A 26,989-nucleotide genomic window follows, 5' to 3' on the forward strand; every position below is an offset into this window, starting at 1 on the left:
CCTGTCTACTATACCTTCGCTTGGTGAAAATTAACAGGCATTAATTGGGCGTATCTCAAAACTCGCTGAAGTGCATCTTTCACCGCCTTTTCGCCCCCTGCTGCGTCACTTTCCCTTGACGTGCCCCAGCACGCCTGCAGAAAACTTCCTTGCTTGGAACAAATATTCGGCAAAATCTACTTCCTTCGGAGTTTTCAGACACGCCCTAGTAAAAAAACAGCTTGCAGATGGAAGTCTGCAAGCTGTTCTAAACCGTCTGTATCATGCGTTTTATTGCTTTTGCAACTCGCTTGCTGACAATAACAAGGTTACCACTTCAGCACGTGTTGCTTCAGCGAGGGGGTTAAACTTATTTTTTCCTGTTCCCTTCACCAGTCCTGCATCATATGCAGCAGCGATATATGGAACGGCCCATGCAGGTACTTTATCTGCATCCGCGAAACTCAGTGCCGGATCGGACTCCACTGGAAGGCCGAGTGCTCTGACGAGCATAACCGTCATCTCTACCCGCGATACTTTACCCGATGAACGGAACGTATCATCCGTGTACCCACTAATGATGCCTTGATCCACTGCCTGAGCAATAAAGGATTGTGCCCATGCAGGTATCCCAGCAGCATCCTTAAACGTCAATGACTTGTTGCTGGCTGGAAGTTCAAATGCTCTTCCCAACATCACAATGAATTCGGCGCGTGTCGCTGGTGCATTCGGACGGAAATTACCATCCTGATATCCGTTCACAATTCCCCGGGAAATGGCCTGTCCAACGGCAGCAGTCGCCCAGTGATTTCCGATGTCCTTCAGGTCCACAACCGGTGTGGTTGGATTAGGACTTCCTCCATTACCCGGAACGGTTGGCGTAGTTGGGTCTGTAGGATTGGTTGGTGTAGTCGGTGTGGTTGGAGTTACAGGCGGGGTAGGTGTTGTAGAACCTCCACCACTGTTACCACTGCCCGGATTACTTCCATTATTGCCGCCACCATTACCAGGATTGCTTCCATTTCCTTCCCCCGGAAGTGGCGCTCCCTTCAAATCCATACTGCGTCCTTCCGTCTTTTGATCGACTGTACCTACACGGTCCAGATGTTCATGGAAGATTTCATAATCGACCAGATTCAATTCGTAGAATCGATTATCATCTTTCGCTATTCTCATAGCACGATAGAAGTCTCCACCATTAGCCATGAACGAATTGGTAGCGACGATATAATACCCGTTCGGATCGATATCCGAGTAGGTACCATCTGTATTCTTAATCTGAACTTTGATCACACGTTGACCGACTTGGGTCACGGTATTGGTCGTTGCATCAATTTTCTCGCCTGGTTTCGTGGAATCGTAGTAGAAACGCATACCCGCTACTTGCGGAAAACGCCCTTCTCCCGTTTCCACACCACTAACGCCATTTTCCAACGCGGCTGTGATTTCTTTGCCTGTCATTTTCAACGCAGACAGATTATTAGCGAACGGCATCACAGTCAGGAGATTGCCCAGCGTAATATCACCTGTCTGGAATGAAGCACGAATGCCACCACCGTTCTGGATCGCGACGTATCCTTTGACGTCGTTTTCCTGCACAATGGATTTCACTTTCTCCAGCATACCGTCTGTCATCAGGTTTCCTAAATTGGTTTCCTGTTTCCGCACAGTGCCACGTTCTCCATCCAGGAAGACATTTGTTTTACCGATAATCGTTTTCTTGAATTGTTCCAACTGAGGGGCATATTCTTTCAACTTGTTTGCAGCTTCCACATCATCAGCATAAATGAATTGGTTGACAGCATCTTTCGCATCCAGACTCAACAATTTGCCGTTCCACTTCTTCAATATACCCGCTTCATCAAACGTAACATCCAATTGACCAAGAGAAACGTCATATTCCCCGGTTTGCACAACCAATGTTGGCTCATCCAGGCTACCCACAACAATCGGTTCCTTCAGAATGGTGTGTGAATGACCACCTACCACAATATCTATCCCTTCTACGGCTTCAGCCAATTTGAGATCCTCTGAATAGCCAAGGTGAGTCAAAGCAATGATTTTATTGATACCTTCATTTTGCAGCATCTCTACAGTTGCTTGTGCACTTGCCTTATAATCTACAAACTTCAAGTCATCTCCCGGTGAAGAAAGAGATACTGTGTCCGGTGTCGTCAGTCCGAAAATACCGACCCGCTCACCATTCACTTCCGTAATAATCGCCGGATAAATCTCAGCTTTCTCACCCGGATCACCGATGTTATTGTTGTAAAAGCCACTCAAGCTCGCATCCTTTGAATAATCAATGTTGGCACTCACGAACGGGAACTCCGCTTTTTCAATAAATGCTTTCAGTACGCTTGGGCCTTTATCAAACTCATGGTTACCAAAGGTCATGGCATCATATCCGATCATGTTCATGAACTCCAGATCAGCCAGACCATTAAACAGATTAAAGTACAATGTACCAGAGAATACGTCCCCTGCATCCAGCACCAATGTATTATCATTGCGCGCTTCCTTAATTGCCGTTACTCGGCGCGGGATGTTATCCAGATGCGCATGCGTATCATTCGTGTGCAGTACGCGCAGGTTGAAGTCCCCTTCTTCCACTGGATCTCCAATACTCAATTGTGCAAGCAGTGGATCATGGTCGCTCACTCGTCCATCTGCTGTCTCAAAATCGGCATTCACATGTACCACTTCAATGGCTGCCGTCTCAGTCAGGTTTTTACTCACCAAAATGTGATCCAGTGTCTGAGAGTTTCCATCATAGATGTAGGAATATCGTTGATTTTCTGGCAGTTCGTTTACCAGATTGTCCAGTTCATTACCTTCGACAATGCTCAGGGTATTCGAGAATTGGAAGTCATTAAAATCACCGAGAACAGCGACATTGACCTCAGGGTCTTTGTTCAGTAACTCTTTCACAAACCCATTCACCAACGCAGCTTGCTTCGCACGTTGAACTTCACTGCTTCGAGTTGCAGGCTGTATACTTCCAAATGGTTTCAGGTCTCCACCTTTGGAATTGAAGTGGTTGGCAATCACCACTACACGTTCACCATTGAATTCGAATTCAGCGGCGAGTGGTTTGCGGGAGCTGGCGAACGCCTCGTCCCCTGGTGCAATACGACCCGGATTATTGGAGAGACTGCCGTCAGCTTTGACTGTGATCGCTGTCGTAGCATTTCCTTTTCCGATACCATTAGCCAACGATACACGGTTCGGCTGATAAAGGAACCCTACACGAATATTGGCACCAGGTGCCCCGCCATCCTTGTTATTTTCCGGAGAAATCTCACTATATCGATATGTTGGTCCGTTGTTCGTTTTGATTGCATCAATTAGCGTCTGAAAACTCTCATTGGACGCTGTTGTGCCCGTGTCGGCATCGCCATCGTTATCCTGAACTTCCATGATGCCAATGATGTCTGGCGTGTTCAGATTATCCACGATGATTTTACCGATTTTATTGGCTCGTGTTAAATCTTTTTTGCTGAAGTTCTCCACATTAAACGTAGCAATGGTCAGTTTATCTGCCGCTTGTTCAATGGAAGTAGTCGCTTGTTTCGTTTCTCCCGGGATAACTGCTGGTAAATTCCCTTCAGGACTCACCTTGAAATTTCCACTAGAGTAGGTCATTACTCCGACTACATTACCATCCAACTTATCGCCTGTTTTTACTGCTTTGGAAGGTTTCTTGCCGATAAATAGACGCTGCGGATTGAGATCACTCTCATTCATATCTTTCTTGTTATCGGTCAGAATAACACCACCGTTAGGTGTGCGAAGTGGATTATTCTCACCATTATCCACAACAACGGCCAGACCCGGTTGACTGGAGTAAGGACCTATAATTTCAGGCTTTTCCAGTTCAACACGCATGCCTTCCAAACTTTCAAAAAAGTCTATAGCATCCGTCTCGGGATTAAATTCTGCAAAAGAGTCTGAGTCAATGACGGTTGGAATTACACGTCCATTGACACCCAACTTCACAGGTGCAGGTAGATCTACCTTATCTATTACTTTTACAATGGCACTCGCCGTAATCTGCGTGGTGGTTAATTCGTTAACCGCCCCATATTCCGTAACTTTCCCAGATACCTTCACCTGATTGCCAACGATAACTCCATGACTTGGTTTATAAACCTGAATGGCTTCGGATGTCCGGTTATCATCGTCCATCTCGCCCGGAAGCTCTTGCATGTAAAAACTGCTTGTACTGACAGAGGTAACAATACCTTCAATATCCTTAACATCGTATCCGTTAAAAACAGAGGTATGTCCTGCGCCCTGAATATCATGGATACGCACGTTTTCTTTATCAGGAAGTATTTGATACGTAAAGGTGTACACTGCACTGGATTGTCCATTAAGAATGGCAACAGCCTTGATTACGATGTCTTGATCAATCACTATTGGACTACTATACACGGCGGAAGAAGAAGTAGGCTCTGTATTATCCGTCGTGTAATGTACAACTGCACTCTTGGCTGGAGAGGTTAATGTGACTTCATTGTTCCGGGGAATCCCGCCAGATGGAACACTTGCCATCACAGACAGGCTATTTTCTACAACATCTGCGGCTGTTCTAGGCAAAATCTCTAATCCGTAATTACTGTTGAATGTCAGAACACCCTGCACATATTCGTAGGTTTTGCCAACAGTTAGCGCGGTAGGAGAGTTTTTGGCATAAATCGTCATCTCAGCACCATGACTATCCGTAGCGTAAAACGTCGAACTACTGCCCCGTGTTACCTGAATATCTCTTACTTCGACAAACATTCCCTCATACTTTTCGCCCGGACCTTTGTTACTTTGGTCTGCTGGTCTGACAAAGTCTGTGGACACCATATTTTTGGGTCCGGGGAGTGTTACATTTTGCTCAGTGACCTTCATGTATCCTTCGGTAAAACCTGACTTATCCTTCTCGATCTGGACGAGTCCGCTGTAGTGGGTAATTGGACCATACACTTCAATGCGATCCCCCACATCAACCTGATTCTTCGCTCGGACTACAATGCCAGCTTCTTCGTCTTGAATATAATAATTCGTGAATTCTCCGGAGAGTTCACTGTACGTTACGACACCTGAAACGGCTACATTTGTATTTGGTGCAAGGACTCTCGCATCAGCAATGGATATGATTCCAGTCTCGTCTGCTTCCTGTAATTCTGAGTTATCCGTCTCAGCTGGTTCTTCACTTTCAGTTCCATCAAAATCACCATCTTCGTTAGTTGGTGACTCTGTCCCCTCCAGGTCTGACGATTCTTCAGTTGGGACAGTATTCGGTATGGAGGTCTCCTGATCACTTGTGTGCTGCTCTTCCGCTACTACACTTTCCTCATCAGCATATGCGGTGCTACTTAATCCACCTATTGGTGCCGCACCTGTAACGACAAGAACGAAAACCAGAAACCCTTGTGCCCAACGTTTCACTTGCTTGTTGTTCATTCGTCCTACCCCCATGTTTTCAACTTGGCAATCATTTGTTCAGCCAGCTTGTACATTAGTTCAAATATAAGATAACTGAATAACAGACTTGTGTAAACAATATTTCTTCGTTATGAAAGAAAATAGAACACTCATATCACATTTTCTAAACTAACCTCTATAATAATGAATAAATAGTACTAACTTTTAACTAAAAACACGTTATTAAGCCTATTAAAGTTATATAAATGTTAGATATACGATTACTTAACGTCAATTAAATTGACATTTATACTGAATATATATACGAATTCGACATTTAGTGACAGTACTCATTTCTTTAAATCCACTAAAACCTGAGTCTTGAGACATGCATTTTCACATGATAAAACGATATGTACGGATCACTTTAGTTCACCACATTAACTGAGTATAAAAGAGAACTGTTAAGCGCAAAATCAGTATGAGTTAATAGAATGTTAAAAAAAACCACAAGAACATCTCCATTTACTCTCAGAGACTTTCTTGTGGGATAATACAAAATATGAAAAATGATACTAATTTCACTTTTTCGAAATGTTACAGACGGTTTTCAATACACTTCTGTGTCTGGTGTCAAAGTAATATTACTTCCATAGGGTTCAATTAATCCTTGTTGCTCCAAGTATTGGTCAACGTATCGATCTGCATTCAGTGAAGTTGACCCGATCCAGTCTGAATATGTTTTTCCAAACATTTTATATAGTATGTCACTAGTATATTCATTACTTAATTCCCCAAAAACAGTATATAACTGTTTTACCGTATTTGTGTGTTTTTTCCCCTCTAAATCGGTCCATGTTACTTTTTTATTCAGATCTACCTTCCTTATATCCTTAGTATATATTTGTACATTTGACCCATTGATTTTGAAGTACACACGGATGCTTTTTTCGTAAGGATGACCCTTGAGAATGCTCCACCCTTTCATATCTCCAGTAGCTGGCACAGCATAAAGTTTCCCTTTTGTTGGAGTTGTTCCTGTTACACTGTTTTGTTTTTGAGGTTGTTCAATATTAATAGTCATTTTACCTTTACCAATGGATACTTGCATCTGCTTAGCTTTAGAGTTATAAGTCACAGTTCCATCCAGAGCATCTGAGAGAACTGAAGCAGGAAACAAAGTTACGCCATTTTGAACAAGCAGCGGGGACTTGAGAGTTAATGGCTCTCCATTTAACGTTGCTTTTGTTCCCGTTTTCGGGAGAGTTAGTTTGGTAGAACCAACTTTAATCTCGAAGGCGTCCTGTTGAGCAATGTAACTAACACTCCCTCCCAGTGCCTTGAATACCTCTTTCATCGGAACAAGAGTCACACCATTTTTTATGTATCCTCCATCAATTGCTTCATCCAAACTACCTGAAATAGTAACTGATCTTTCAACATTTTCGACTTTAACAGTAATTGTTGAAGAACCTACACCTATTACCTTTACCATCCCAGTGCTCAGCACTTGAAGTATATGAGGTTCACTGATCGTATAATCTGTTTTTGTAAGACCTGTATTTCTTCTGTAGTATGGATCGTTATCGCTATGTATTGAATTTTCGTCATCATACACAACAACTATATTAAGATTAATCTTAGAACCGACCGAAACTGTAGTATTAGGGATGAGTTCAATATTTTTAACTTTAAGTTCCTCTCCATAAACACTTGAGACAAACAACAACATAAATACCATCATTAGAAGCGTTACTCTTTTCATTCACTTGTACTCCTTCTTATTTTTAATATTGTCCATTACTTTTCATGAATCCATGTATTGGGATACCCCTTTCAGCTTCCTATTCTATTTCGGAATCATTAACAAAAAATGTTAGTCTTTCTTTTTAGTAAAACAAAAAAATTGAATGCAGCTTAATCACTGCATTCAACATGGATATGAATTAAATTATTTCTTCACCGTGCTGTTATATTGCGCAATCTTGTCTGTAATTTGTTTAGCTGCTGCATCCAATGCTTCCTGTGGTGTACCTTGTCCATTCAGGACCGTTTCAATCGCTCCTTCGACAAGTTGTCTGGCTTCAGGAAATACACCCATTAATGCCCCGGATGTTGCTGTCGAATCGGCGGAAGCGTGCAATTGATCGACTGCTGTCTGGAATTGCGGGTACTTCGCCATATTATCCTTTAATACTTGCTCATTGTAGGCTGCTGTCGTAATAGGGAAGTATCCTGTCGCAACACTCCAGTTCGCTTGTACCTCTGGTGTAGCCAAGTACTTGATGAATTCCCACGCCGCTTGCTGTTGCGCTTCCGATTTGTTATTCATGATGTACAAGCTCGCTCCACCCACTACAACGCCGCCTTCTTTGGCATCCGCTGGACGAGGCAGGAAGCCTGTTCCCAGTTCAAACTTGCCACCTGAACCTTCTACGATTTTACGCAGGCCAGCTGTGGAATCAAGAGTCATACCGATTTGCTGAGCGGTAAATGCTGCTGTTGTATCGTCTGTGCTACGTCCCAGATTGGAGAGGGTCTTCTCATCAATCATCTTTTTCCACCACGTTAAAGTCTTCACTCCAGCTTCGGAGTTCAGCAGAGACTCTGTAGCTGCTTCATTTCTTCCGTTTCCATTGTTTACATAATCTGCATTCTGGTTTGCAAAGAACTGTTCCATAAACCAGCCGTAGATCGCCATGGATGCACCTGGCTTACCGTCTTTCGCCAATGCTTTCGCCGCTTGCTCAAACTCTTCATACGTCTTCGGCGGGTTCTCCGGGTCCAGACCTGCTACTTTGAACATATCCTTGTTGTAGTACAGGATCGGGTTGGATGTGTTAAACGGCATGGCGTTCAATTTGCCATCGATGGTGTAGTATCTGATAATGTTTGGCTCCAGTTGGGACAGGTCGAACTGATCCTTGTCGATGAACTGCTGTACTGGCGTAATCATGCCCGAATCAATCATGAACTTGCTACCAATCTCATAGACCTGTATAATGTCTGGACCGCTGTCTGAGCCCATGGATGCTTTGAGTTTGTTCAGACTTTCATCGTACTTCCCTTGATAGATGGGCTTCACCTGAATGTCCGGATGGCTAGCGTTAAAATCGGAAGCGAGTTGGTTAATGGCTTTCTCCCCAGCGCCAGACATGGAATGCCACCACGTCAATTGTGTCCTTTCAGCTGCGGCAGTTTCTGCTTGAGCTCCACTTGCCGGGCTGCTTGTTTCAGCTTTTGTTCCGCAAGCGGAGATGACCAACATGAGTGCAGCCAGCATTAATGCAAATGTTCCTCTTTTTTTCAAACGAAATCGCTCTCCTTTTATATGGCTCGCTTACAATAAAATCTTGGGGATGAGGCGGTGTGGCCGTTACGGTTACGAATCGTTCTTTTGATCGCTGTTATCCCCGGATTTTTCTCATTCCCCCTCTCAAAGGGGAAAATCCGGGGATAAAGGCGAACGCTTCGCTTCTTCAGAATCGATTTCGTCCCCTCCACTACTACCGTCGTTCATTTCAACATCTTATTTGAAGCACGAGCCTCATTTTATTCGCTCCTGGTATCCAAACCTTGGACCTTGTACGAAGATACATGGTTTAATTCAAAACCTCTAAATTAAAATCTTTAGATCAAAACCTTCAGAGTTTCCACTTCAATTCAATAGTTGTAAAACTTTCATTGCCTACCCCTTCAGCGCTCCTGCGGCCATTCCGCGGACAAGCTGTTTCAACCCGAAGATCAATAACAGTAAGGATGGTAGAATGACCATGGCTGTTCCGGCAAATACCAGATTCCACGCTGTGGATTCCTGGAACTCCAGCATCGAGATTCCGATCTGTGCGGTTCTCATTTCCGGTGTGTTTGTCACCAGCAGCGGCCAGAGATACGAATTGTACATGCTAAGGAATGAATAGATTGCCAGTGTTCCAAGTGCCGGACGGGACAAAGGCAAGACATGCGATATGAAATAGCGAATATGACCACAACCGTCGATCCTCGCTGCCTCAAACAGTTCCTTGGGCAGTTGCATGAAGAACTGTCTTAGCAGGAATGTACCAAACGCCGTTGCCAGAAACGGCACCGTCAACCCCTGGTAACTATCCAGCCAGCCCCAGCTGCGAACTGTCAGGTAATTGGGGATCATCGTCACTTCCCATGGAATCATCATCGTTGCGACAAACATGCTGAAGATGACGTTTTTGCCTTTGAACTGCATTTTCGCAAACGCATAGGCTGCCATACTCGCTGTAATCAATTGACCAAGCGTTGTCAGTCCTGCGACAAGAAAGGTATTGCCGATAAATCGACCGATCGGAACAATATCAAATACTTCGCTAAAGTTGGACAGATCAATGGAATTTGGAATGATATGCGGCGGATAAGCACTCGCATCTTCCGGCGTCATGACGGCCATGAAAAAGGTGTACATCACCGGATACAGCACAAGCGCTGCACAGATCGTCAGTAATACATACAACAGCGTTTTCGTCCATGTCGCACTCATTGGTAATGCACTTTCCTTTCTACCCATCTGAACTGGATCAGGGTCAGCAACATAATCACCACAAACAGGATCAGTGCCTGTGCACTACCTGTACCAAAGCGGAAATTAACAAAGGCTTCCTGATAGATGGAATAGACAAAAACATTTGTACTGTCCATCGGGCCACCCCGGGTTAGAATGTTGATCTGACCGAACGATTGAAAAGCGCCAATGATCGATACGACCGTAACAAAAAATAACGTTGGTGACAGTAGCGGCATCGAGATTTTGCGAAAAGTAAGTACTGGACCTGCGCCGTCAATCTTGGCACTCTCGTAGATCTCATCCGGGATGCCTGCCAAACCACTGGATAGAATAATGTAGTTGAATCCAAGGTTCATCCAGATCGTCATGATGGAGATTGAGATCAATGCCCAATCCGGGCTGGTAAGCCAGGGAATTGGATCCATACCTACTTTGCCAAGCAGATAATTCAGCATGCCCAGGGTCGGATGGAATAGAAACTTCCAGATCACCGCTGACGAACCGACGGATAACACCACGGGCAGAGAGAATACAAATTGGAACACACGCATTCCCTTGAACCGGTTGTGGGTCAGTGCAGCCAGAATCAGAGCAGCCAGCATGCCCGTAGGCACTGTAAACAGTACAAATAGTAACGTCACTTTCATCCCTTGCATAAACAGTCCTGATTGGAACACGGCCTTGAAGTTATCCAGTCCTACATAAGCCGCAATCTGTCCCGTCGGATCTGTGGAATGCAGACTGAGGTACACGGACTTAAACATCGGGTAAAACAGAAACACTGCAAACAAAAGCAGCGATGGTGCCAGGAAACCATAGGCCAGCAGATTCTCCCGCATTCGCTGCACACGTAGCGAGGCTGTCCGGCGCGCACTCGTACCGGATACGCGCCGTTTGGCGGCGGGCAAGCTGATCCGGTTATCAAGCTCACTCATCGGATTTTCTTCCCCCTTGTTTCACGCATTCAGTGTGTGTGAAATGTTAGATCAACTTCAGCACCACGTTATCTAGTGTAAGAGTCAAATGTCACAGCAAAATTCATTCTGAATCAACGTAACGTTAATCATGGACAAGGGACTTTACGGAAATGTGCATCCATTCGAAAGCGGTATCTAGACCGGATTTCACGACAAAAAACCGCAAGAACTCCCCTGTTTGGAGATATCCCTGCGGTTTGATGTGTAAATGGAATATGAACGTTTGTCTATTAATAAAAGTGACTCATTTTACAATAATCTGTAAATATTCCAAACGGGTTAAAGCGATTAACCGTTCGAGTTAACGATTAAGATGATATGGCACCGTTGTGACAATCACGTCTTTGTAATTAATCAGATAAGCACGAATCATAAAGCTGGTCTGGTTGTGCAGTACATTTTGCCACCAGTGCTTGGTGATGAATTGTGGAATCAATACGGTGATGTGATCGGTCTCGGCCGTTTTCCACTCTACGGTATCAATGAATTTCTTGAGCGGCCCCATAATGCTACGGTATCTCGATTTGATCACGACCAGACGAACGCCTGGATTCCACTCTTCCCACTTCTGCTCCATCTTGCGTATCGCCTCATCATCAAATCCAATGTACAGCGCGACCACATGATCCGACATCGTCTGGGCGTAACTGATCGTATTCATAACGACCCGGGTAATGCCCGCAACAGGAATGACTATCGTATTGCCTTTTTTGGCTGGCTTATCAACCTGAATATCAATCCGTAGCTCATCTGCAATGTTGCAATAATGACGGTGAATACGCATGAACACATAAACAACGAGCGGCAAAAAGATAAAGATGACCCATGTCTGTGTGAACTTGGTGAAAATAAAGATCAGGGTAATCGATAATGTGGTCAGCATACCGACGGTATTGACCAGCAACTTCATCTGCCAGCCAGACGGCTTGACTTTGATCCAGCGAATCATCATACCGAGCTGTGACAGGGTAAATGGAATGAACACCCCTACCGCATAGAGCGGAATCAGGCTTTCCGTATTCCCTTTGAACCCGACCACCAGCAGCGCAGACATCACACTGAGGAAAATGATCCCGTTTGAGAAACCAAGGCGGTCTCCTCTGACCATAAATGCATGCGGCATGTATTTATCCTTTGCCATCATGAAGGATAACAGCGGAAAAGCCGAATAAGCTGTGTTGGCTGCGAGGAACAGGATCAGTGCCGTTACACCCTGGATGATAAAATACATCGTACCCCTGCCAAACGTCGCTTCAGCAATCTGGGAAATGACCGTTGCTTTGGGATCTGGCTTCACTCCGTACCCATAAGCCAGTAAGGTGATACCGATGAACATGGCTCCCAATATACAACCCATGAGCAGTAATGTACCCGCGGCATTTTTCTCAGCAGGCTGCTTGAAGTTCGGGATTGCGTTACTTACCGCTTCCACGCCAGTCAAGGCCGAACAACCGGAGCTAAATGCTTTTAATAACAGAAACATACTCACATGGGATAGACTAGTTCCGAATTCTGGTGCAGCTGCTTCCATCCCCCCGGCAAGAAATTTGATTCCGCCCGAGATAATCAGAACCGCAATCGAAAAGATAAACAGATAAATGGGGATCGCCAGCACAGACGCTGACTCTGTCACTCCCCGCAAATTCATAATGGTTAGAAAAACAATCATAATCAGAGCAATCACAACACTGTAGTCATGCAGCATAGGAAAAGCCGACGTAATCGCATCCGTCCCTGCGGACGAACTTACCGCAACGGTCAAAATATAATCGACCAGCAGAGATCCTCCGGCAATCAGACTGGATGTTGTACCCAGGTTATCCTTGGCTACGATATAAGCGCCGCCCCCTGTTGGATAAGCAAATATCGTCTGGCGATAGGAAAAAATTAAAATGACGAGTAATCCCAGCACGGCGATGGAAATCGGAACGGAGTACCACAGGGCGGCGAATCCGGCCGCAACGAGCACCAGCAAAATCTGTTCCGTACCGTAGGCAACGGACGATAGGGCATCCGAGGACAGGATGGCGAGTGCCTTCCATTTCCCCAATTTTTCTCCATCCAGTTCAGCCGATTTCATGGGCTTGCCTATTAAGATTCTCTTCATTTTGCCAAGCATGATCATAACTTCCTTCCGTCTCTCATCTGTGAAGCATTGTTATTATGCAAAATCGCAGAGCCGTTGACAATACGTCATTTCACCCGAATTTCGCCAGCGCGTGATAATGCATTCTACGATTCAATAATCGATAACAAAGCCATTCTTGTTCAGCAATTTGAACTTTTTTGAACCAAAATGACGATTGTTCGTCAAAAAAAAGGAAATGGCCTTTGGTTCAATGAACCAAAGACCACTTCCTTGATCTATGCGTTGACTATAAAACAATACAGCTTTCCTTAACTGCCTAGAATGCCGAGACGAGGGGTAACGCCAAACGCTTGCGCCAGTGTAGTCAACTGTTCATCCGTAATTCTCTGCCGGATCTCGTGACCAGCAACCAGCATATACACCTGGGCTGCCTTCTCGATGGTCTCAATCAGACCAAATGCCTCGTCAATCGTTGTTCCTGTTCCAAAGATGCCATGTTGTGGCCAGATGACCGCGTGGTATTCTTTCATTTTCTCAGCCGTTTCGCGGCCAATCTCATTCGATCCAGGGATCATCCATGGAATAATGCCAATCCCATCCGGGAATACAACCACACACTCCGTGCACATCTGCCAGAGGGTCTTAGTGAATTTTGCCTCATCCAATTCGTGGGTAAACGTCATAGCCAATACATGAGTGGCATGGTTGTGCATGACAACCCGGTGGTTGGGGTCCAATTTCAAACGTTCGATATGGCTCATAAAATGCGTAGGTAACTCACTTGTTGGCTTCGCCCCCGACTTCAATCCCCAGAGCACTTCCAGCTCCTGTCCATCCTGCGATACACGCAGCAACCCCAGATTACTCTCCGGATCAGCGAGTACATTTTTGAAATATTTGCCCGATGCGGTCACGATAAAATACTTGCCTGCCAGCTCCTGCACCGAAAATGCCGGTTTGATCTTGCGTATCACATGATGGATATCGATATATTGGGCTACTTCCTCTTCCTCCAGCAGATAGCTGACATTACCGCCATTACGCTCATCCCAGCCATTTTTCCACATATGTTGTGTAATCTCAGCCATCTCACGGACGAATGGGATATGGAAACCTGCAGCCTGCGTTGTTTCATTGGTAAGGGTCACGTTCATGATCAATCTCTCCTTATATTGAAAATAATATGGCTTGCCACGTACATAGTAAGTTCCTTTTTTCACATTCATTATACCTTTGTTTATCTTTGATAGTCAATAACAAACACAGAAATAACCTTTTATTTATATTTGTTTAGTTTTGTTTATTTGAAAATAAAACAAAAAAATACCCCACCGGCGCCCGGCGGGGTCAGTCACACATCTATTTAACACGAGAAGGGGTTTACAAGACTTATCTTACCTCTGCTACCTTAATAGAAGCTGAAAGTGAAATAAAAAAAGCATGAAAACATTTATCTCCTTGGGACAGAAGATTCAGTCCCTCCTTCTCATTCAGTACATATATCTCCTTGTCCAAACGCTTTTGTGGATTCTAACATATGCTATTCTAGCTTTTCTCAGAAAAAGTCATTCATAAAAAAGGAGTTGGACCTATGGCAGTCCTTTCTACAGGCCCGATCGAGAACAACCTCTCCGGTGGCAGCAGGCCTACACAACAGGTCACCATCAAAATGGTCAACACCGATTCCATCAATACGTCCAATGTACTCATTGAAGGTTATTTCCTGAATGGAACGAGGACCTTATATGTGCTGCAATCCGTTAATCTGACCCCCGGGCAAGTCTTCTCTCAAACCTACTATGCCAACCTGGATGGATACGAATATGTATTCACAACGGGTGGGGGCGCAGCTGCATTAACTGAAATTTCAGTGTGGGGAAAAGACAGCACTGGGCAAATCGTCACCGCACATCGTATTGTTTCGAATGAACTTGTTCTATAAAAAAGAGGAAACTAGATGCCCTCAATCCCTGTCCTTCATTGGTCGGGGGTTTCTTATTTTCGCAGCACATATGATGGATGCATCTTTCCTGTCGGTTCATAACGTTCATCACCAGTATACTCAAATCCCAGCTTAATCAAGATGTGACGTGACACTTCATTATCCGGATGATGCCCGGCAAACAGTGCCTTCACATTCATTGTGTCAAAGGCATAACCAATTACCGCCCGCGCCGCTTCCTGGGCATACCCTTTGCCCCAGTGATCCCGGGTTAGATGGAATCCCAGTTCATACATATCCTCTTCTGGAGAATACGGACGCAGGCCACAACAACCGACAAACACCTCCGACTCTTTCTCAAAAAGGGGCCAATATTGCACCCCCGCTTCCTTCTGCCTTTGAATCTCCTGTGTCAATCGCGCTTCTACTTCATCCTCGCTCAGAAATCCCTTGCTGCTAATCCATTTGGCAACCTCATGATCGCCCCACAATGCAAACGCCAGCGCACGATCTCCTTCGTTCCAAGTCGCACATTCCAACCGTTCCGTTTCAAATAAGATTGTTCTATTCATCATCCACTAACCTCCTGTATGCCAACACCAATCTGCGTGCAGCTTATACCTTAAATTAATCGAATGAACGTCAGGGTAAACAAGCCACTTAATTAATTTAAATCTATGTATATCCATAAAAAAGAAAAACCCCTGCCGACAAGATGTCCGACAGAGGCCATTCAATTCAATTCCAGTTCACATCAATTACAAATCTGCTACGGCGAATTGAATTGTTCCGGAAGCTGCGCCTCCAAGGTTAGCTAACAAGGCAAACACCAGAACTCCACCTGCAGAAATGGTAAGGCTGCTGTTTACAGGAACAACGTAAGTGACTACTGGTGCATTAACACGTGTGATCACGAGAGATACCGGAAAAGGTCCAAAGTTGTTCACTGTAGCGCTGGCATTTGTGCCTCCAGCCAAATTTTCGTAGTAGGACTTGCCTACTCCGGCAGGAAGGTTGTAATTTTGTATCGGTAAAAGGATGGCCATTGAAATCACCTCCTTTTTGCTTTGATACGGTATTCTATGCTTGAAATCTATTAAAGCAACGGTGAATTACCAGGGTCATAATGTCCAATTTTGATAGACTTCATAGATTGATAGACGAATGTACGCAAAAAAGCCCCACCGGACCATCCGGTGGAGCCAATTAAGCTTACTTTACTTTAATTACGCATACAGCATGAAAAAGTTCAGTTCATGGCCCTGCTGCTTGAGATAGTTATACAGCTGCGAACGGTGATGGAATACATGCGTTACCGTTTCAATCTGCCATTGAACCTGCAAGTGACCATGTTCCATATAAAAAGCTTTTGTTGAACGATTCAAAAAGTCGTCTTCGCTCAATCCCGTGATATAGGCTTTGTAGGATTCGAAATTGCTCCATAATGTTGCTTCAAGCTTCTCGATATCCTGGGTCCCCGACAGGCTATTCTCTACCAGCCCAACCTCAGCTTCACCTTTTTCCTGCATAATGGCAAGATCCGATGCGGTAATCTGGATAAAATGATGCACTAGCTCCACCAATGAACGCATATTCTCCTGTGGACGATACGACCAATCCTCCGAACCGATCAAGCGAATTAACGAAGCCCCCGTCCGTACGCCTGTTTCCAATTCATTTAACAAGTGATCCCGAATCTGCAATGTTCCATTCATATATGATGTCTCCCTTATCTTTTATTCTCACGACTTCAGTATAACCGAAGGTGCTACAGATCTATTGTACAAATCGGACAACATTCTGCCATGCTCCCTAGCTGCCGTCAACGGAGTCTCTCCATAAAACTTGCGAAATTGCCGAATTAGATGGGCTTGGTCAAAAAATCCATGATTCTGGGCAAGCATTGCCCAGTCTGCCGTGTTCCCCTGATGAATATCACTCAGCACACGATGAAAACGAACCACCTCACTGAATCGCTTGGGGCTGATTCCTACCCATTCCGAGAACTTGCGATGCAACTGCCGCTCACTGATCACTTCACGCATCGCCAGCTCTTGGACACTCATACGTCCCCCATCTATAAAGATGCGGTGCAGCACGTTTTTCATCAAATTGTTCTCCGATGTGCTTGCCTGCACGGGCAACGGACTCAAGTACGCATTCATAACCTCTACTCGCTCTGCAAAATGATTCGTTTCGGCCATCCGTTCCTGAAGCTCGTTCAGCTTCTCCGGCCAACATTCCTGAAGGGCAATTCGCTTATCTGTAAACCACTCCAGAGGCATGCCATGGAAGACATGCGCTCCACCCGGGAAGAACCGGACACCAAAGGTGTAGTCTCCAGCAGGAGGACCATCATCGGATGGTTCAGGTACAGCGAATGGCTGTGTATAATTGCCACAGTAAGCATAGGAGTGCTTTGAACAGACCGGGTCGTATGCAATCAGCATGTCCGTGCAACCATCCGGTAATACCCTTGCAGGTACCGTTGTCATCGATCGCTCTGGACCTTCTCTCTTAGCAACATCCGCATGTGTGTTCGGAAGAGATCCTGATTCCCAATAACAGGCCACATAAGCCATCAGACTGGCAGCAGGTATTTTCTCAACATAATAACTGTTAGGGTACGTTCCATTCATCTGAATAGGCTTAAACAACGGGTGCAAGCTGTGATCCACAATTCCATCCTCCGGTCACTAGAGTTGGTTACACATTATGTATTCATCTATCATACCACCAACCGAAGAAATGAAGAAAAAAAAGTGCCCTACCGGAGGACAATCCGATAGGGCCAGTCACACATCTATTTAACACGAGAAGGGGTTTACAAGACTTATTTTACCTTCCCAACCTTAATGGAAACTGAAATTGGGATGAAAAGAACATCAATTTTTCTTATAGTGCATGTTCAAAAAGAACGTTTTTGAACAACCTCTTAAAGTGTCTTGATCAGTATGGACGCAATTAACACGGATGCTGTTGTGACCGTTGTGAATCCACCTACCAGCATCGGCGTTAAAATCTCATCGAGGATGGCTTTGCGTTCATTTTCATCACGTCCAACTGAACGGCTTACTTCCTCACAGATAATGTAGTCCCCCGGAAAACCGAATAGTGCAGTCAGTGCCACAGGCAGACCTTTAAGCGGGTCCCATTTGAACAGCTTGGAGCCAACAAATCCACCGATCAGCACCCCGATTACACCGATTGCGATAATGAACAACACTGGAATAATGGAACTAACCACCGCATCAAAAGTGATCGACTCCATACTTGTCATAACGACTACGATCAGACCTATCATGGCAATTCCCGATGTACTTGCTTTATCCAGAATACGAGATGGGAACAGTCCGATCAGATGTCCCAGAACCCCGAGCAACAGAGCCCAGATACTGTAGCTAAGTCCGGTTACATTGCCTAGATAAATGGAGAGACTACCCATAATGAACAAGAGCAACAGCAGAATAGGTGCGGTCTGGAATCGCTGCGGAAGGAATGTTTTAGCATTCGCTTCTTTAATGTTCACGTGGCCTTCCCCTGCAACCTTGTTCTCAAAAGCGCCCTGCTTCTGCAGTTTTAACGCATATCTGCGCAACATATTGGTTGCAATCGGCATCCCCACGAGGGAATGAATACCCAGAATAACAGCCGGAATTGTAATCAGATGACCCAGATTCATCTCCTGCAACTTCGTGGTTGTGATCAGATAAGAGATAATGCCACCAACAACCGGACTTGATCCGGCAACAGCCGTAGGATAACCATAGAACGGTGATACGATTAACAGGATAAGACCTGTCGCCGTGAGTGATGCGAACAATGAGATCAGTATTGCTTTATATTGGGAACGTATTAATTTCAGCGGTATTAATGTCCCCATGTGTACAATCAGCGGAGCCACCATGAGAGCCCCGAACGCCGTCAGAGCAGAGCTGGATACCACTCCTTTAGGAAATAACCCCGCCCAGTTCAGCAGCAAATATCCGATCAGAATAACAAGCAAGGAAGGAATTCGCGCTTTGGACCAGATCGAAACCAGTTCCCCTATAGCTAAAATAACAAGCAATACTGTGGCGATATATATCGGTTGACTAAACATGGTGGCTTCTCCCCATTCTCTATGTTGTCAGTTCAGTACACGTAGAACCATCTTTCTTATTTCAAGCGCTCACCTGATAAATAGACCTGTTCGATATTCTCTATGTTTTCGAGCAGTCCAATATCCGTCAACGGATTCACATTCAATACCAGCAGATCAGCAGCTTTGCCAGGCTCAATCGTACCGATCTCCGCTTCCATCTGCATCGCTCTCGCCGCATCTCTTGTTGCGGCTACGATCGCTTCCATCGGCGTAAATCCAACATCTTCAACAAGCAATCGAAGTTCGAGTGCATTCCCCCCATGCTCAACAGGTGCACACGTGCAGAAGTCTGTCCCTACTGCAATGGTTACGCCTGCCTTACGTGCGATAATCATGTTCTCAATATGCTCCTGATATACACTTTTGGCTTTGCGGATGCCAAATTCGGGAACACCGTATTTATGCCCTTCTTTGATGATCCGATGTACAATCGCCAGCGTTGGAACCAGAACCGCCTTTTGATCCAGCATCATGCCAATGCCTTCTTCATCAATGTAGATCCCGTGTTCAATGGTGCGTACGCCCGCTTCCAACGCATTTTTGATCCCCTGTGTACCTTGCGCATGTGCAGCCACATAAGACTGTACCGCTTCCGCTTCATACACGATCGCCTTCAGCTCATCCATGCGGAATTGCGACCAGCGAGGGTCATCTTTCTCCGAAAGTACACCGCCTGTGGAACACACTTTAATGAAATCCGCCCCTTCACGGAACTGCGTGCGTGTTGCCTTAATGACTTCCGGAACGCCGTCACATACGGTGAAGATATTCAGTTCCGTTGGGATCATATGGATATCTGCATGCCCACCCGTCTGAGAGAGCATATGACGGGAAGTTTTAATCCGCGGCCCCTTCACCACACCTTCCTTGATCAGATCGCGAATGTATACAGCAACATGGCTACCGACATCCCTGACGGTTGTGAATCCTGCGTTGATCAGCTTCGGCAGATCCTGAAGTGCTCTTCCCATCTGAAGTTCATTGGCTTCCAGCGCCACCGCAGCCATATTCAGATTTTTGGCCCCGTGTACATGGACATGGGCATCGATTAATCCTGGCATCACCGTTTTGCCTGTTACATCAACAAGCTCGGCATGTTCCGGAATTGGAACGGTTGCTTTTGCACCCGCTGCTATGAATTTCCCGTTCTCAACCAGGACCACACTATCGGAAACAGGTTCTCCACCTTGTCCATCAATCAACAATGCACCTACAAAAGCAGTAATTTGACTCATCTGTACTCCACCTCATTTTCAGACTTGGTTGTAAGTTCAACTAAAGAATATTTACACTGACCACTCCGATGACAGAATAACCTTCCGATCGCTGTTATCCCCAGATTTTTTTTGATTCCCTTCTCCAAAGGGAAAATCCGGGGATAGCCTATGCTTCCGAAGTAGCTTTCTTGCGAAAGCTTTTAGGCGAACGCTTTGCTTCTTCACGTTATTTCTGTCCTCTCCGTGCTCGTGTAAAAAGTTAAGTTGAACTTAAATATTACGTATATCTGTTCGATTTACAGCTCTACTGTTTTACTACGATGAAATTGTATCGTGTTAAAGTTAATGACATTATATAAGTTGCAAATGTATAATGTCATTGTTGATAGCAACAGCATTCTAATATTAATTATGGTGATATACACAATACAAAATATAAATCACACAGCATAGTGAAGATCATGTTATATATGTAAGCATTTTGCCATGTGAACACAAAAGGAGTACGTTTGCTATGATTCATGAAGCGGTTCGCTCATTTATGGTTCAAGTCTTTGGGTCTGTTCCGTACGGAATCTGGATCAAGGATGAATATGATTTCCAGTGGAATAACTGGCTGCGTGAAGGAGAGTTACCTGAATATACAGATCAAGAACAGATTGAGTCATCCTGGAAGATTCTCAGGTATACGTTTGTTTTTTTGTCCAGCATCAACATTCGTGTGGTTATCGATACCCAGAAGCAACTTACCCTGCTACAGAGTGAACGTCTGGAGTCTTTGATTCGGGAAGGACTGCTGAAGCAGCAGATTGAGAAGGAACGTGCACACAATGATCGATGGTTGACCGGACTGCGGGAGCTGACCTGTTCCCTGGAGCTGAACGATTTGTTACTCAAAATCATGGAGAATGCGCTCCATGTCATCCCCTCCCTTTCCTGCGGGCTGTTCATGATGGTTGATCCGGACTCTGGCAAGATGATTCCTAGAGCCAAAGTCGGTTTTCAGGATAGTGTGTACCAATATCAGGGTGAGCTGGATGAGGGCATTACGGGAAAAGTATACGAGGAAGGCATTGGCCGAATGTATAGCACACCGGATGATGCCTTTAAAGATATGGGCAATGTTAGTCAGGTGAATGCAGATATCATTGTAAGTTCACTGCCTGACGGGATTATGGCAAAAGGACTTATCGCCGTTCCCGTGACAATGAATACTCACAAAATCGGTGTAATGCTGGTATACCAATTTGAACAAAACAGACGATTTGCCCCACATGATCTGAATGTGATGCAGGGATTTGCGGATCAGGCAGCCATTGCCATCTCCAACGCCACCATGTATTCAGAACTGCTGGAAACGAACCGATATCTCGTTAGCCGCAATGAAATTCATAATCAATTCACGGCACTTTCCATTGAACATGTGAGCCTCGGACATATCATTGAGACGGTTGGGTCGATGCTGAAACTTCCCACCTATTATGTGGACATGGCGAGAAATGACTGGTACCCGCTCATCCCGGAAAGTGTCTTGCTAAGTGAGCTCGATATCTATACCGCTCTGGACAGTCAGTTTAACCCCATCACCTTATCCGGTGGAACGGATCATAGCGATTATTACCTCTATCCCATTGTGAACGGATCTCTGGTGCTTGGCTGTTTTGCCATCCAATTAGATCATCCGTTAGGTCAGTTGGATCATGTGATTTTGGAACAAGGCGGAGCTATTGTGATGCTGGAGATGGTGAATACCTACTCACTCACCGAGATGTCCTATCGGAAAAACCATGATTTCTTCAGCGATCTCGTGCAATATAGAGAACCACAGCAGTTGGAGGCACGACTTTCCAGCTTTCAGTTGCCAGCCCATCAGTCCTTGTTCGTCGCTCAATTGCAGCTCTATGGGGAACATCCCGATATGAAAACAACTGAAAATTGGGTGCACAAGTTGATCGGATTTATCGAAAAGGAGCTGGGCACCCGCGAACATCTATTGTTCAGTGCACATCACAAAATTACGATTTTGGCTGCGGCACCCGAGCCCAAAGTCAGACACTGGATCATCAGCAGGCTGGAAACGGCTGTGGAGAAATGGACCACCTCCAAGACTCCTGCCCTATCTATCGGCATCGGTGGACTGTATCAAGGGCTTGAGTATGTGTCCAAAAGCAATGACGAGGCTACACGCTCATTGTCCTTTTTGCTGAAACAAAACAAAGCGGGCCTGATGCTCTACGAAGAAATCGGGATCAATCGGTTGTTTCTGAACCAGGAACCTTCCGATATCGAGAACTACATTCACGAAATTCTGTCCCCTCTTCAACAGCAAAAATCAGGAGAGCTTGAACTCACACTCAAAACCTACATTGCCGCGAATCGATCTGTGCAAGCCACAGCCGAACGTCTGCATATTCATACCAATACGTTGTACCTGCGCCTGCGCAAAATAGAGGAGATTCTAGGTGTTGATCTGAACGATTCCGAGGGTTGGATGAAGGTGTATCTGGCATGTCATTTAAGTGAAGTGTACTCTGTTGCTCCTACCGCAAGTGGAGCACTAAAATTGTAACTCCATCAATTCAGTCCGTGCAGTTTGCGAAAACGCTCTGGACTCATGCCTGTATGCCTTTTGAACATCGCACAGAAATAACTGGCATTCTCGTAACCCACCCGATCAGCAACTTCATATATTCGAAGCTCTCTCTCACTGAACATGAGTTGTTTGCTTCGATTGATCCGTTCTTGGTTCACGTAAAATACAGGTCTGGTGTGGAGTGCCCTCTGAAACAGCCTGCACAAATATTGGGGAGATACCACAGCCACATCGGCCAGCTCCTTCAGCGACAGTGAACGATCCAGATGCTCTGTGATATAACGCAGCACAGGCTTCAAGCGCTCCAGTTCATCATTATAATTGGCGGATGCGATGAGCAGTGGCTTCAGATCCAGCAGCAGGGCATATAATTGTTTGGAGCATTCCACGTCGTAATCTGCGTAATCCGTAGTATCCCCATTCTCTCCTCTAACCAGAAGTTGCTCCAGGCCATGCAGCAGCGTGGCTGTCCTGAGTCTGCATACGCGTGAACCGGTAATCCCCGCATAAGATAATAACTGGCTAGCCTCTCTCCCCTGAAACGAGACCCAAGCCAGTTCCCAACGGTCACTGATGGGCATATATCGATGCGGAACATCGGGATACAGAAAGAAAACGTCACCCGGTCCGACGATATACTCGTCCTCTTGTATAATCAGTCTCCCCTGACCATGAATAATCTGGTGGATCTGATAATCCGGGAATCCCTCTGGACGCTCGGTTTCATATTGGTGTTCCCAGTAACCAACCGTGGTCATATAGATCGGCAGACGAGCAGCTTCTTCTGTTTTACCAAAAAAAATCCGGGTATCCATCCAGTACACCACTTTCTCCATCGTTAGTTTCATATTGTGATATATATGGGCAATATTCTTTATTCTCTAAGTCATCATTCAATTCTATAATGACAATATTATAACATTTCAGAAGGAGTTGCTGTTATGCGAAAGAAACTGGTACACACCCCTCCGGCAAATGGATACCCGGAATGGAACAATAATCCCGAGACTTTTCAAGTAAACCGTCTACCCGCACATGCTTCTATGGTAGCGTTTCCATCTATAACAGAAGCATTGTCCAATGATTCCAGCGCATCGCCATGGTACGAATCACTGAATGGTCCGTGGAAGTTTGCCTTTGCGGAGACACCAGAGCAACGGATTACATCCTTTTATGAGAACAACTATGATGCCAGTGACTGGGACGAGATCGCCGTTCCTTCCAACTGGCAGCTACAAGGGTACGATTATCCCCACTATACAAATATGACGTATCCGTGGGTCGAGCGTGAGCCTGAATTGAAGCCACCATTTGCACCAACAACTTATAATCCGGTGGGTTCGTACATCCGCACGTTTACTGTTCCTGCTGACTGGAAAGGTCGGCCTGTCCTGCTGCACTTTGAGGGCGTTGAATCTGCCTTTTATGTATGGGTGAACGGGGAGCTGGTCGGTTATAGCGAAGACACGTTCACACCCGCAGAATTCGATATCACTTCGTATCTAACGGAAGGTGAGAACAAGCTCGCTGTGGAGGTATATCGCTGGTGTGATGCAAGCTGGCTGGAGAATCAGGATTTCTGGCGGTTAAGCGGCATCTTCCGTGGTGTATATTTGCATTCACCTTCACCGGTTCAGATCGCCGATTTCTTTGTTCGTACTGAACTGGATGACGCATATCAGGATGCCGAGCTACTGCTGGACCTGAAGTTATTTAATCATAATGAAGCGCAGACCCATACCGGATTGTCCGTTCTGGCGCAGCTCTATGATGCACAACAGCAGGCTGTACTGAAGCAGCCACTTACTGCGGCCGTTACTTTCCAGGGCGAGGATGAACTTTCATTCCAGTTGTCAGCAGAGGTTATGAAGCCGCTACTATGGAGCGCTGAGTCCCCTAACCTGTATACACTTGTGCTGTCCATTCAGGACGAATCAGGCGAAACACTGGAAGCAGTCCGTAGCCGGATCGGATTTCGTAAGTTTGAACTGAAGGACGGCCTGATGCAAATCAATGGCAAACGCATTGTATTCAAAGGCGTCAATCGTCATGAATTTTCCCCGGATAAGGGTCGAGCGATTGGACGGGAAGACATGATTCGTGACATCGAGTTGATGAAGTCCTATAACGTTAACGCGGTGCGTACATCCCATTATCCAAATCAGTCTCTCTGGTACGAACTGTGTGATGAATATGGCCTTTATGTCATTGACGAAACGAATCTAGAAACTCACGGTACCTGGGAATATGGGCAAAAGGAAATGAACGAGAACAATATTCCCGCGAGCAAGCCGGAATGGCGTAATAACGTAATAGATCGCTGTAACTCGATGTTCCAGCGGGATAAAAACCATGCGTCCGTCATCATCTGGTCCCTTGGCAATGAATCCTTCGGCGGCGATAACTTCATTGCCATGTACGATTATCTGAAACAAGTCGATCCAACTCGTCTCGTTCATTATGAAGGTACCTTCCATTATCGCCCTTCTGATTCGGCAAGTGATATTGAATCGACAATGTATATCAGTCCACAAGATGTGGAGCAATACGCGCGCATGAAAGGTCCGAAGAAACCTTATATTATCTGCGAATACAGCCATGCCATGGGTAATTCTTGTGGAGGTCTGCATCTGTATTGGGAGTTGTTCGATAAATATGATGTGTTGCAGGGTGCATTCATCTGGGACTGGGTTGATCAGTCCATTCGTACCACTACGGCAGACGGTGTAGAATATTTTGCTTATGGTGGCGATTTCGGTGAATCTCCTCATGATGGCAATTTCTGCGGGAACGGATTGATTCTGGCGGATAAGACGGTTACACCGAAGCTGGAAGAAGTGAAGAAATGTTATCAGAACGTTCGTATGGAAACCGTTGATGTCAAAGACGGCCTGCTGCGCATCAAAAACCAGTTCCTGTTCACGGATCTGAGCGAATATTCGCTCGTATGGACAGTAACTCACGATGGCAAATCTGTAGAGAACGGTACGTTGGATATCGCGGTACCTCCTGGCGAATCGGTTGAAGTCCGAATCCCTTATACGCCATCTTCCGATCTGTTCCAGGAAGCGGTGCTGACTGTATCTCTGGTTACCAAAGTGGCAACCAAATGGGCAGGAGTAGGTCATGAGATTGCCTGGGATCAGTTCGTGGTATCTCCGAGATTGCGTCCAATCCAACCGATACGTCAAGGACAAGACAATGCGCCGCAGGTACAGGATCTGCAAGATGAATTGAAAGTGACTACAGGCCAAGTCACGTTGAGCTTCAATCCAGCCACTGGCGCGTTAACATCCTATCAGATTAACAATCAGGAGCAATTGCTCGCACCTGTCCGGCCGAATTTCTGGAGAGCCATGACAGACAATGATATGGGGAACCACCTGAATGAGCGTTCTGCCTTCTGGAGAGATGCTCACGCTACCAGCAGATTAATTCGCTTTGAGCACCATGCAGACGAACAAGGTTTTCTTGTAACGACCGATTATACGTGGGATCAACATCCGGGATGTACGCTGTCCATCACATACCGAATTGATGCGGATGGTGTATTGGAAATCAGTCAAACCCTTATTCCAGGCATAGGCTTACCTGATCTACCGGAATTCGGTATGCTGTTACAACTGAATAACCGCTTGGATACAATCTCTTGGTACGGCAGAGGCCCGCATGATAATTATGCAGACCGTCTGACCAGTGCACGTCTCGGTTATTACACAGGTGCGGTTCGAGATCAATTTGTTCCATATCTGAAGCCACAAGAGTGTGGTAACAAAACGGATGTACGCTTTGCAGAAATTACGTCAGCGGATGGTCAGCTTGGCCTTCATGTTGAAGCCACTATACCCTTTGAAATTAATGCGTTGCCGTGGACACCGGAAGAACTGGAAGCAAACGACCATGTGTACAAATTACCTCAGAGCACACAGACTGTCGCCCGCATCAATTACAAACAAATGGGTGTTGGCGGAGATGACAGCTGGAGCGCACGTACCCATGTCGAATACACCTTGCCAGCCAACCGCGCGTATCACTTCACCTTTACGGTAAGACCTGTATAACATCAAGCAAGCACTGCTGGCAGCATGCCGGCAGT

The 26,989-nt window shown here is 45.6% G+C and carries 17 protein-coding genes; 3 read left to right on the top strand and 14 right to left on the bottom strand.

Translation table 11 applies throughout. The annotated features are described in order from the left end of the window. Window positions 1–270 precede the first annotated feature (270 nt). The 7 genes from PAEAM_RS30905 to rhaD form a co-directional block, all read right to left on the bottom strand. Window positions 271–5,436, bottom strand: coding sequence for an S-layer homology domain-containing protein (locus tag PAEAM_RS30905; RefSeq protein ID WP_165790119.1), 5,166 nt, complete (start codon window positions 5,434–5,436; stop codon window positions 271–273). A 571-nt stretch (window positions 5,437–6,007) separates the two neighbouring features. Then, window positions 6,008–7,162, bottom strand: a complete 1,155-nt coding sequence (locus tag PAEAM_RS30910) for a copper amine oxidase N-terminal domain-containing protein (protein WP_100529967.1) — start codon at window positions 7,160–7,162, stop codon at window positions 6,008–6,010. A gap of 186 nt (window positions 7,163–7,348) precedes the next feature. Further along, on the bottom strand, window positions 7,349–8,707 hold the full coding sequence (locus tag PAEAM_RS30915; protein WP_100529968.1) for an ABC transporter substrate-binding protein: 1,359 nt from the start codon (window positions 8,705–8,707) through the stop codon (window positions 7,349–7,351). A gap of 378 nt (window positions 8,708–9,085) precedes the next feature. Beyond that, window positions 9,086–9,907 (bottom strand): carbohydrate ABC transporter permease, encoded by an 822-nt coding sequence (locus PAEAM_RS30920; protein ID WP_036669010.1) that lies wholly within the window; start codon window positions 9,905–9,907, stop codon window positions 9,086–9,088. After that, the gene (locus tag PAEAM_RS30925; protein WP_481856156.1) at window positions 9,904–10,770 is read right to left on the bottom strand and encodes a carbohydrate ABC transporter permease; all 867 of its coding nucleotides are present in this window, start codon (window positions 10,768–10,770) and stop codon (window positions 9,904–9,906) included. The genes PAEAM_RS30920 and PAEAM_RS30925 overlap by 4 nt, the downstream gene beginning before the upstream one ends. 439 nt (window positions 10,771–11,209) lie before the next feature. Next, window positions 11,210–13,027, bottom strand: coding sequence for an APC family permease (locus tag PAEAM_RS30930; protein ID WP_076216918.1), 1,818 nt, complete (start codon window positions 13,025–13,027; stop codon window positions 11,210–11,212). Between the two features lie 278 nt (window positions 13,028–13,305). Beyond that, entirely contained in the window at window positions 13,306–14,151 is an 846-nt protein-coding gene (gene rhaD, locus PAEAM_RS30935) for a rhamnulose-1-phosphate aldolase (RefSeq protein WP_100529970.1), read from the bottom strand. A gap of 437 nt (window positions 14,152–14,588) precedes the next feature. Here rhaD and PAEAM_RS30940 point away from each other — a divergent pair, with 437 nt between their 5' ends. After that, window positions 14,589–14,939, top strand: a complete 351-nt coding sequence (locus PAEAM_RS30940) for a hypothetical protein (RefSeq protein ID WP_076251498.1) — start codon at window positions 14,589–14,591, stop codon at window positions 14,937–14,939. A gap of 53 nt (window positions 14,940–14,992) precedes the next feature. Here PAEAM_RS30940 and PAEAM_RS30945 read toward each other — a convergent pair whose 3' ends face one another. The 6 genes from PAEAM_RS30945 to PAEAM_RS30970 all read right to left on the bottom strand — a co-directional run bounded on the left by PAEAM_RS30945 (window position 14,993) and on the right by PAEAM_RS30970 (window position 20,318). Beyond that, a complete protein-coding gene (locus PAEAM_RS30945; RefSeq protein ID WP_083684475.1) occupies window positions 14,993–15,514 on the bottom strand; it encodes a GNAT family N-acetyltransferase in 522 nt (173 codons plus the stop codon). A 183-nt stretch (window positions 15,515–15,697) separates the two neighbouring features. After that, a complete protein-coding gene (locus tag PAEAM_RS30950) occupies window positions 15,698–15,985 on the bottom strand; it encodes a hypothetical protein (RefSeq protein WP_036611237.1) in 288 nt (95 codons plus the stop codon). A 180-nt stretch (window positions 15,986–16,165) separates the two neighbouring features. Further along, complete coding sequence (locus tag PAEAM_RS30955) at window positions 16,166–16,654, bottom strand: DinB family protein (protein ID WP_100529971.1); 489 nt, start codon at window positions 16,652–16,654, stop codon at window positions 16,166–16,168. A gap of 27 nt (window positions 16,655–16,681) precedes the next feature. Next, the gene (locus PAEAM_RS30960) at window positions 16,682–17,617 is read right to left on the bottom strand and encodes a helix-turn-helix domain-containing protein (RefSeq protein ID WP_100529972.1); all 936 of its coding nucleotides are present in this window, start codon (window positions 17,615–17,617) and stop codon (window positions 16,682–16,684) included. A gap of 257 nt (window positions 17,618–17,874) precedes the next feature. Then, window positions 17,875–19,041, bottom strand: a complete 1,167-nt coding sequence (locus tag PAEAM_RS30965) for a hypothetical protein (protein WP_036668987.1) — start codon at window positions 19,039–19,041, stop codon at window positions 17,875–17,877. Between the two features lie 56 nt (window positions 19,042–19,097). Further along, window positions 19,098–20,318: a metal-dependent hydrolase family protein gene (locus tag PAEAM_RS30970; protein ID WP_076327284.1), complete on the bottom strand. Its 1,221-nt coding sequence runs from the start codon at window positions 20,316–20,318 to the stop codon at window positions 19,098–19,100. A 496-nt stretch (window positions 20,319–20,814) separates the two neighbouring features. Here PAEAM_RS30970 and PAEAM_RS30975 point away from each other — a divergent pair, with 496 nt between their 5' ends. Further along, window positions 20,815–22,869 (top strand): helix-turn-helix domain-containing protein, encoded by a 2,055-nt coding sequence (locus PAEAM_RS30975; RefSeq protein ID WP_100529973.1) that lies wholly within the window; start codon window positions 20,815–20,817, stop codon window positions 22,867–22,869. A gap of 5 nt (window positions 22,870–22,874) precedes the next feature. Here PAEAM_RS30975 and PAEAM_RS30980 read toward each other — a convergent pair whose 3' ends face one another. After that, window positions 22,875–23,741: a helix-turn-helix transcriptional regulator gene (locus PAEAM_RS30980; RefSeq protein WP_243391512.1), complete on the bottom strand. Its 867-nt coding sequence runs from the start codon at window positions 23,739–23,741 to the stop codon at window positions 22,875–22,877. Between the two features lie 93 nt (window positions 23,742–23,834). Here PAEAM_RS30980 and lacZ point away from each other — a divergent pair, with 93 nt between their 5' ends. Further along, on the top strand, window positions 23,835–26,954 hold the full coding sequence (gene lacZ / locus PAEAM_RS30985; RefSeq protein WP_100529975.1) for a beta-galactosidase, LacZ type: 3,120 nt from the start codon (window positions 23,835–23,837) through the stop codon (window positions 26,952–26,954). Window positions 26,955–26,989: the final 35 nt, after the last annotated feature.

The sequence above is a fragment of the Paenibacillus sp. GM1FR genome, from assembly GCF_002803315.1.
Lineage (GTDB): Bacteria > Bacillota > Bacilli > Paenibacillales > Paenibacillaceae > Paenibacillus > Paenibacillus amylolyticus.

Coding starts and splice junctions, on each gene's coding strand:
- PAEAM_RS30980 (WP_243391512.1), bottom strand. CDS start 23,741: ATGAAACTAACGATGGAGAAAGTGGTGTACTGGATGGATACCCGGATT.
- PAEAM_RS30965 (WP_036668987.1), bottom strand. CDS start 19,041: ATGTTTAGTCAACCGATATATATCGCCACAGTATTGCTTGTTATTTTA.
- PAEAM_RS30905 (WP_165790119.1), bottom strand. CDS start 5,436: ATGAACAACAAGCAAGTGAAACGTTGGGCACAAGGGTTTCTGGTTTTC.
- rhaD (WP_100529970.1), bottom strand. CDS start 14,151: ATGAACGTGACCCTTACCAATGAAACAACGCAGGCTGCAGGTTTCCAT.
- PAEAM_RS30975 (WP_100529973.1), top strand. CDS start 20,815: ATGATTCATGAAGCGGTTCGCTCATTTATGGTTCAAGTCTTTGGGTCT.
- PAEAM_RS30940 (WP_076251498.1), top strand. CDS start 14,589: ATGGCAGTCCTTTCTACAGGCCCGATCGAGAACAACCTCTCCGGTGGC.
- PAEAM_RS30950 (WP_036611237.1), bottom strand. CDS start 15,985: ATGGCCATCCTTTTACCGATACAAAATTACAACCTTCCTGCCGGAGTA.
- PAEAM_RS30945 (WP_083684475.1), bottom strand. CDS start 15,514: ATGATGAATAGAACAATCTTATTTGAAACGGAACGGTTGGAATGTGCG.
- PAEAM_RS30910 (WP_100529967.1), bottom strand. CDS start 7,162: ATGAAAAGAGTAACGCTTCTAATGATGGTATTTATGTTGTTGTTTGTC.
- PAEAM_RS30955 (WP_100529971.1), bottom strand. CDS start 16,654: ATGAATGGAACATTGCAGATTCGGGATCACTTGTTAAATGAATTGGAA.
- lacZ (WP_100529975.1), top strand. CDS start 23,835: ATGCGAAAGAAACTGGTACACACCCCTCCGGCAAATGGATACCCGGAA.
- PAEAM_RS30930 (WP_076216918.1), bottom strand. CDS start 13,027: ATGCTTGGCAAAATGAAGAGAATCTTAATAGGCAAGCCCATGAAATCG.
- PAEAM_RS30925 (WP_481856156.1), bottom strand. CDS start 10,770: ATGCGGGAGAATCTGCTGGCCTATGGTTTCCTGGCACCATCGCTGCTT.
- PAEAM_RS30970 (WP_076327284.1), bottom strand. CDS start 20,318: ATGAGTCAAATTACTGCTTTTGTAGGTGCATTGTTGATTGATGGACAA.
- PAEAM_RS30920 (WP_036669010.1), bottom strand. CDS start 9,907: ATGAGTGCGACATGGACGAAAACGCTGTTGTATGTATTACTGACGATC.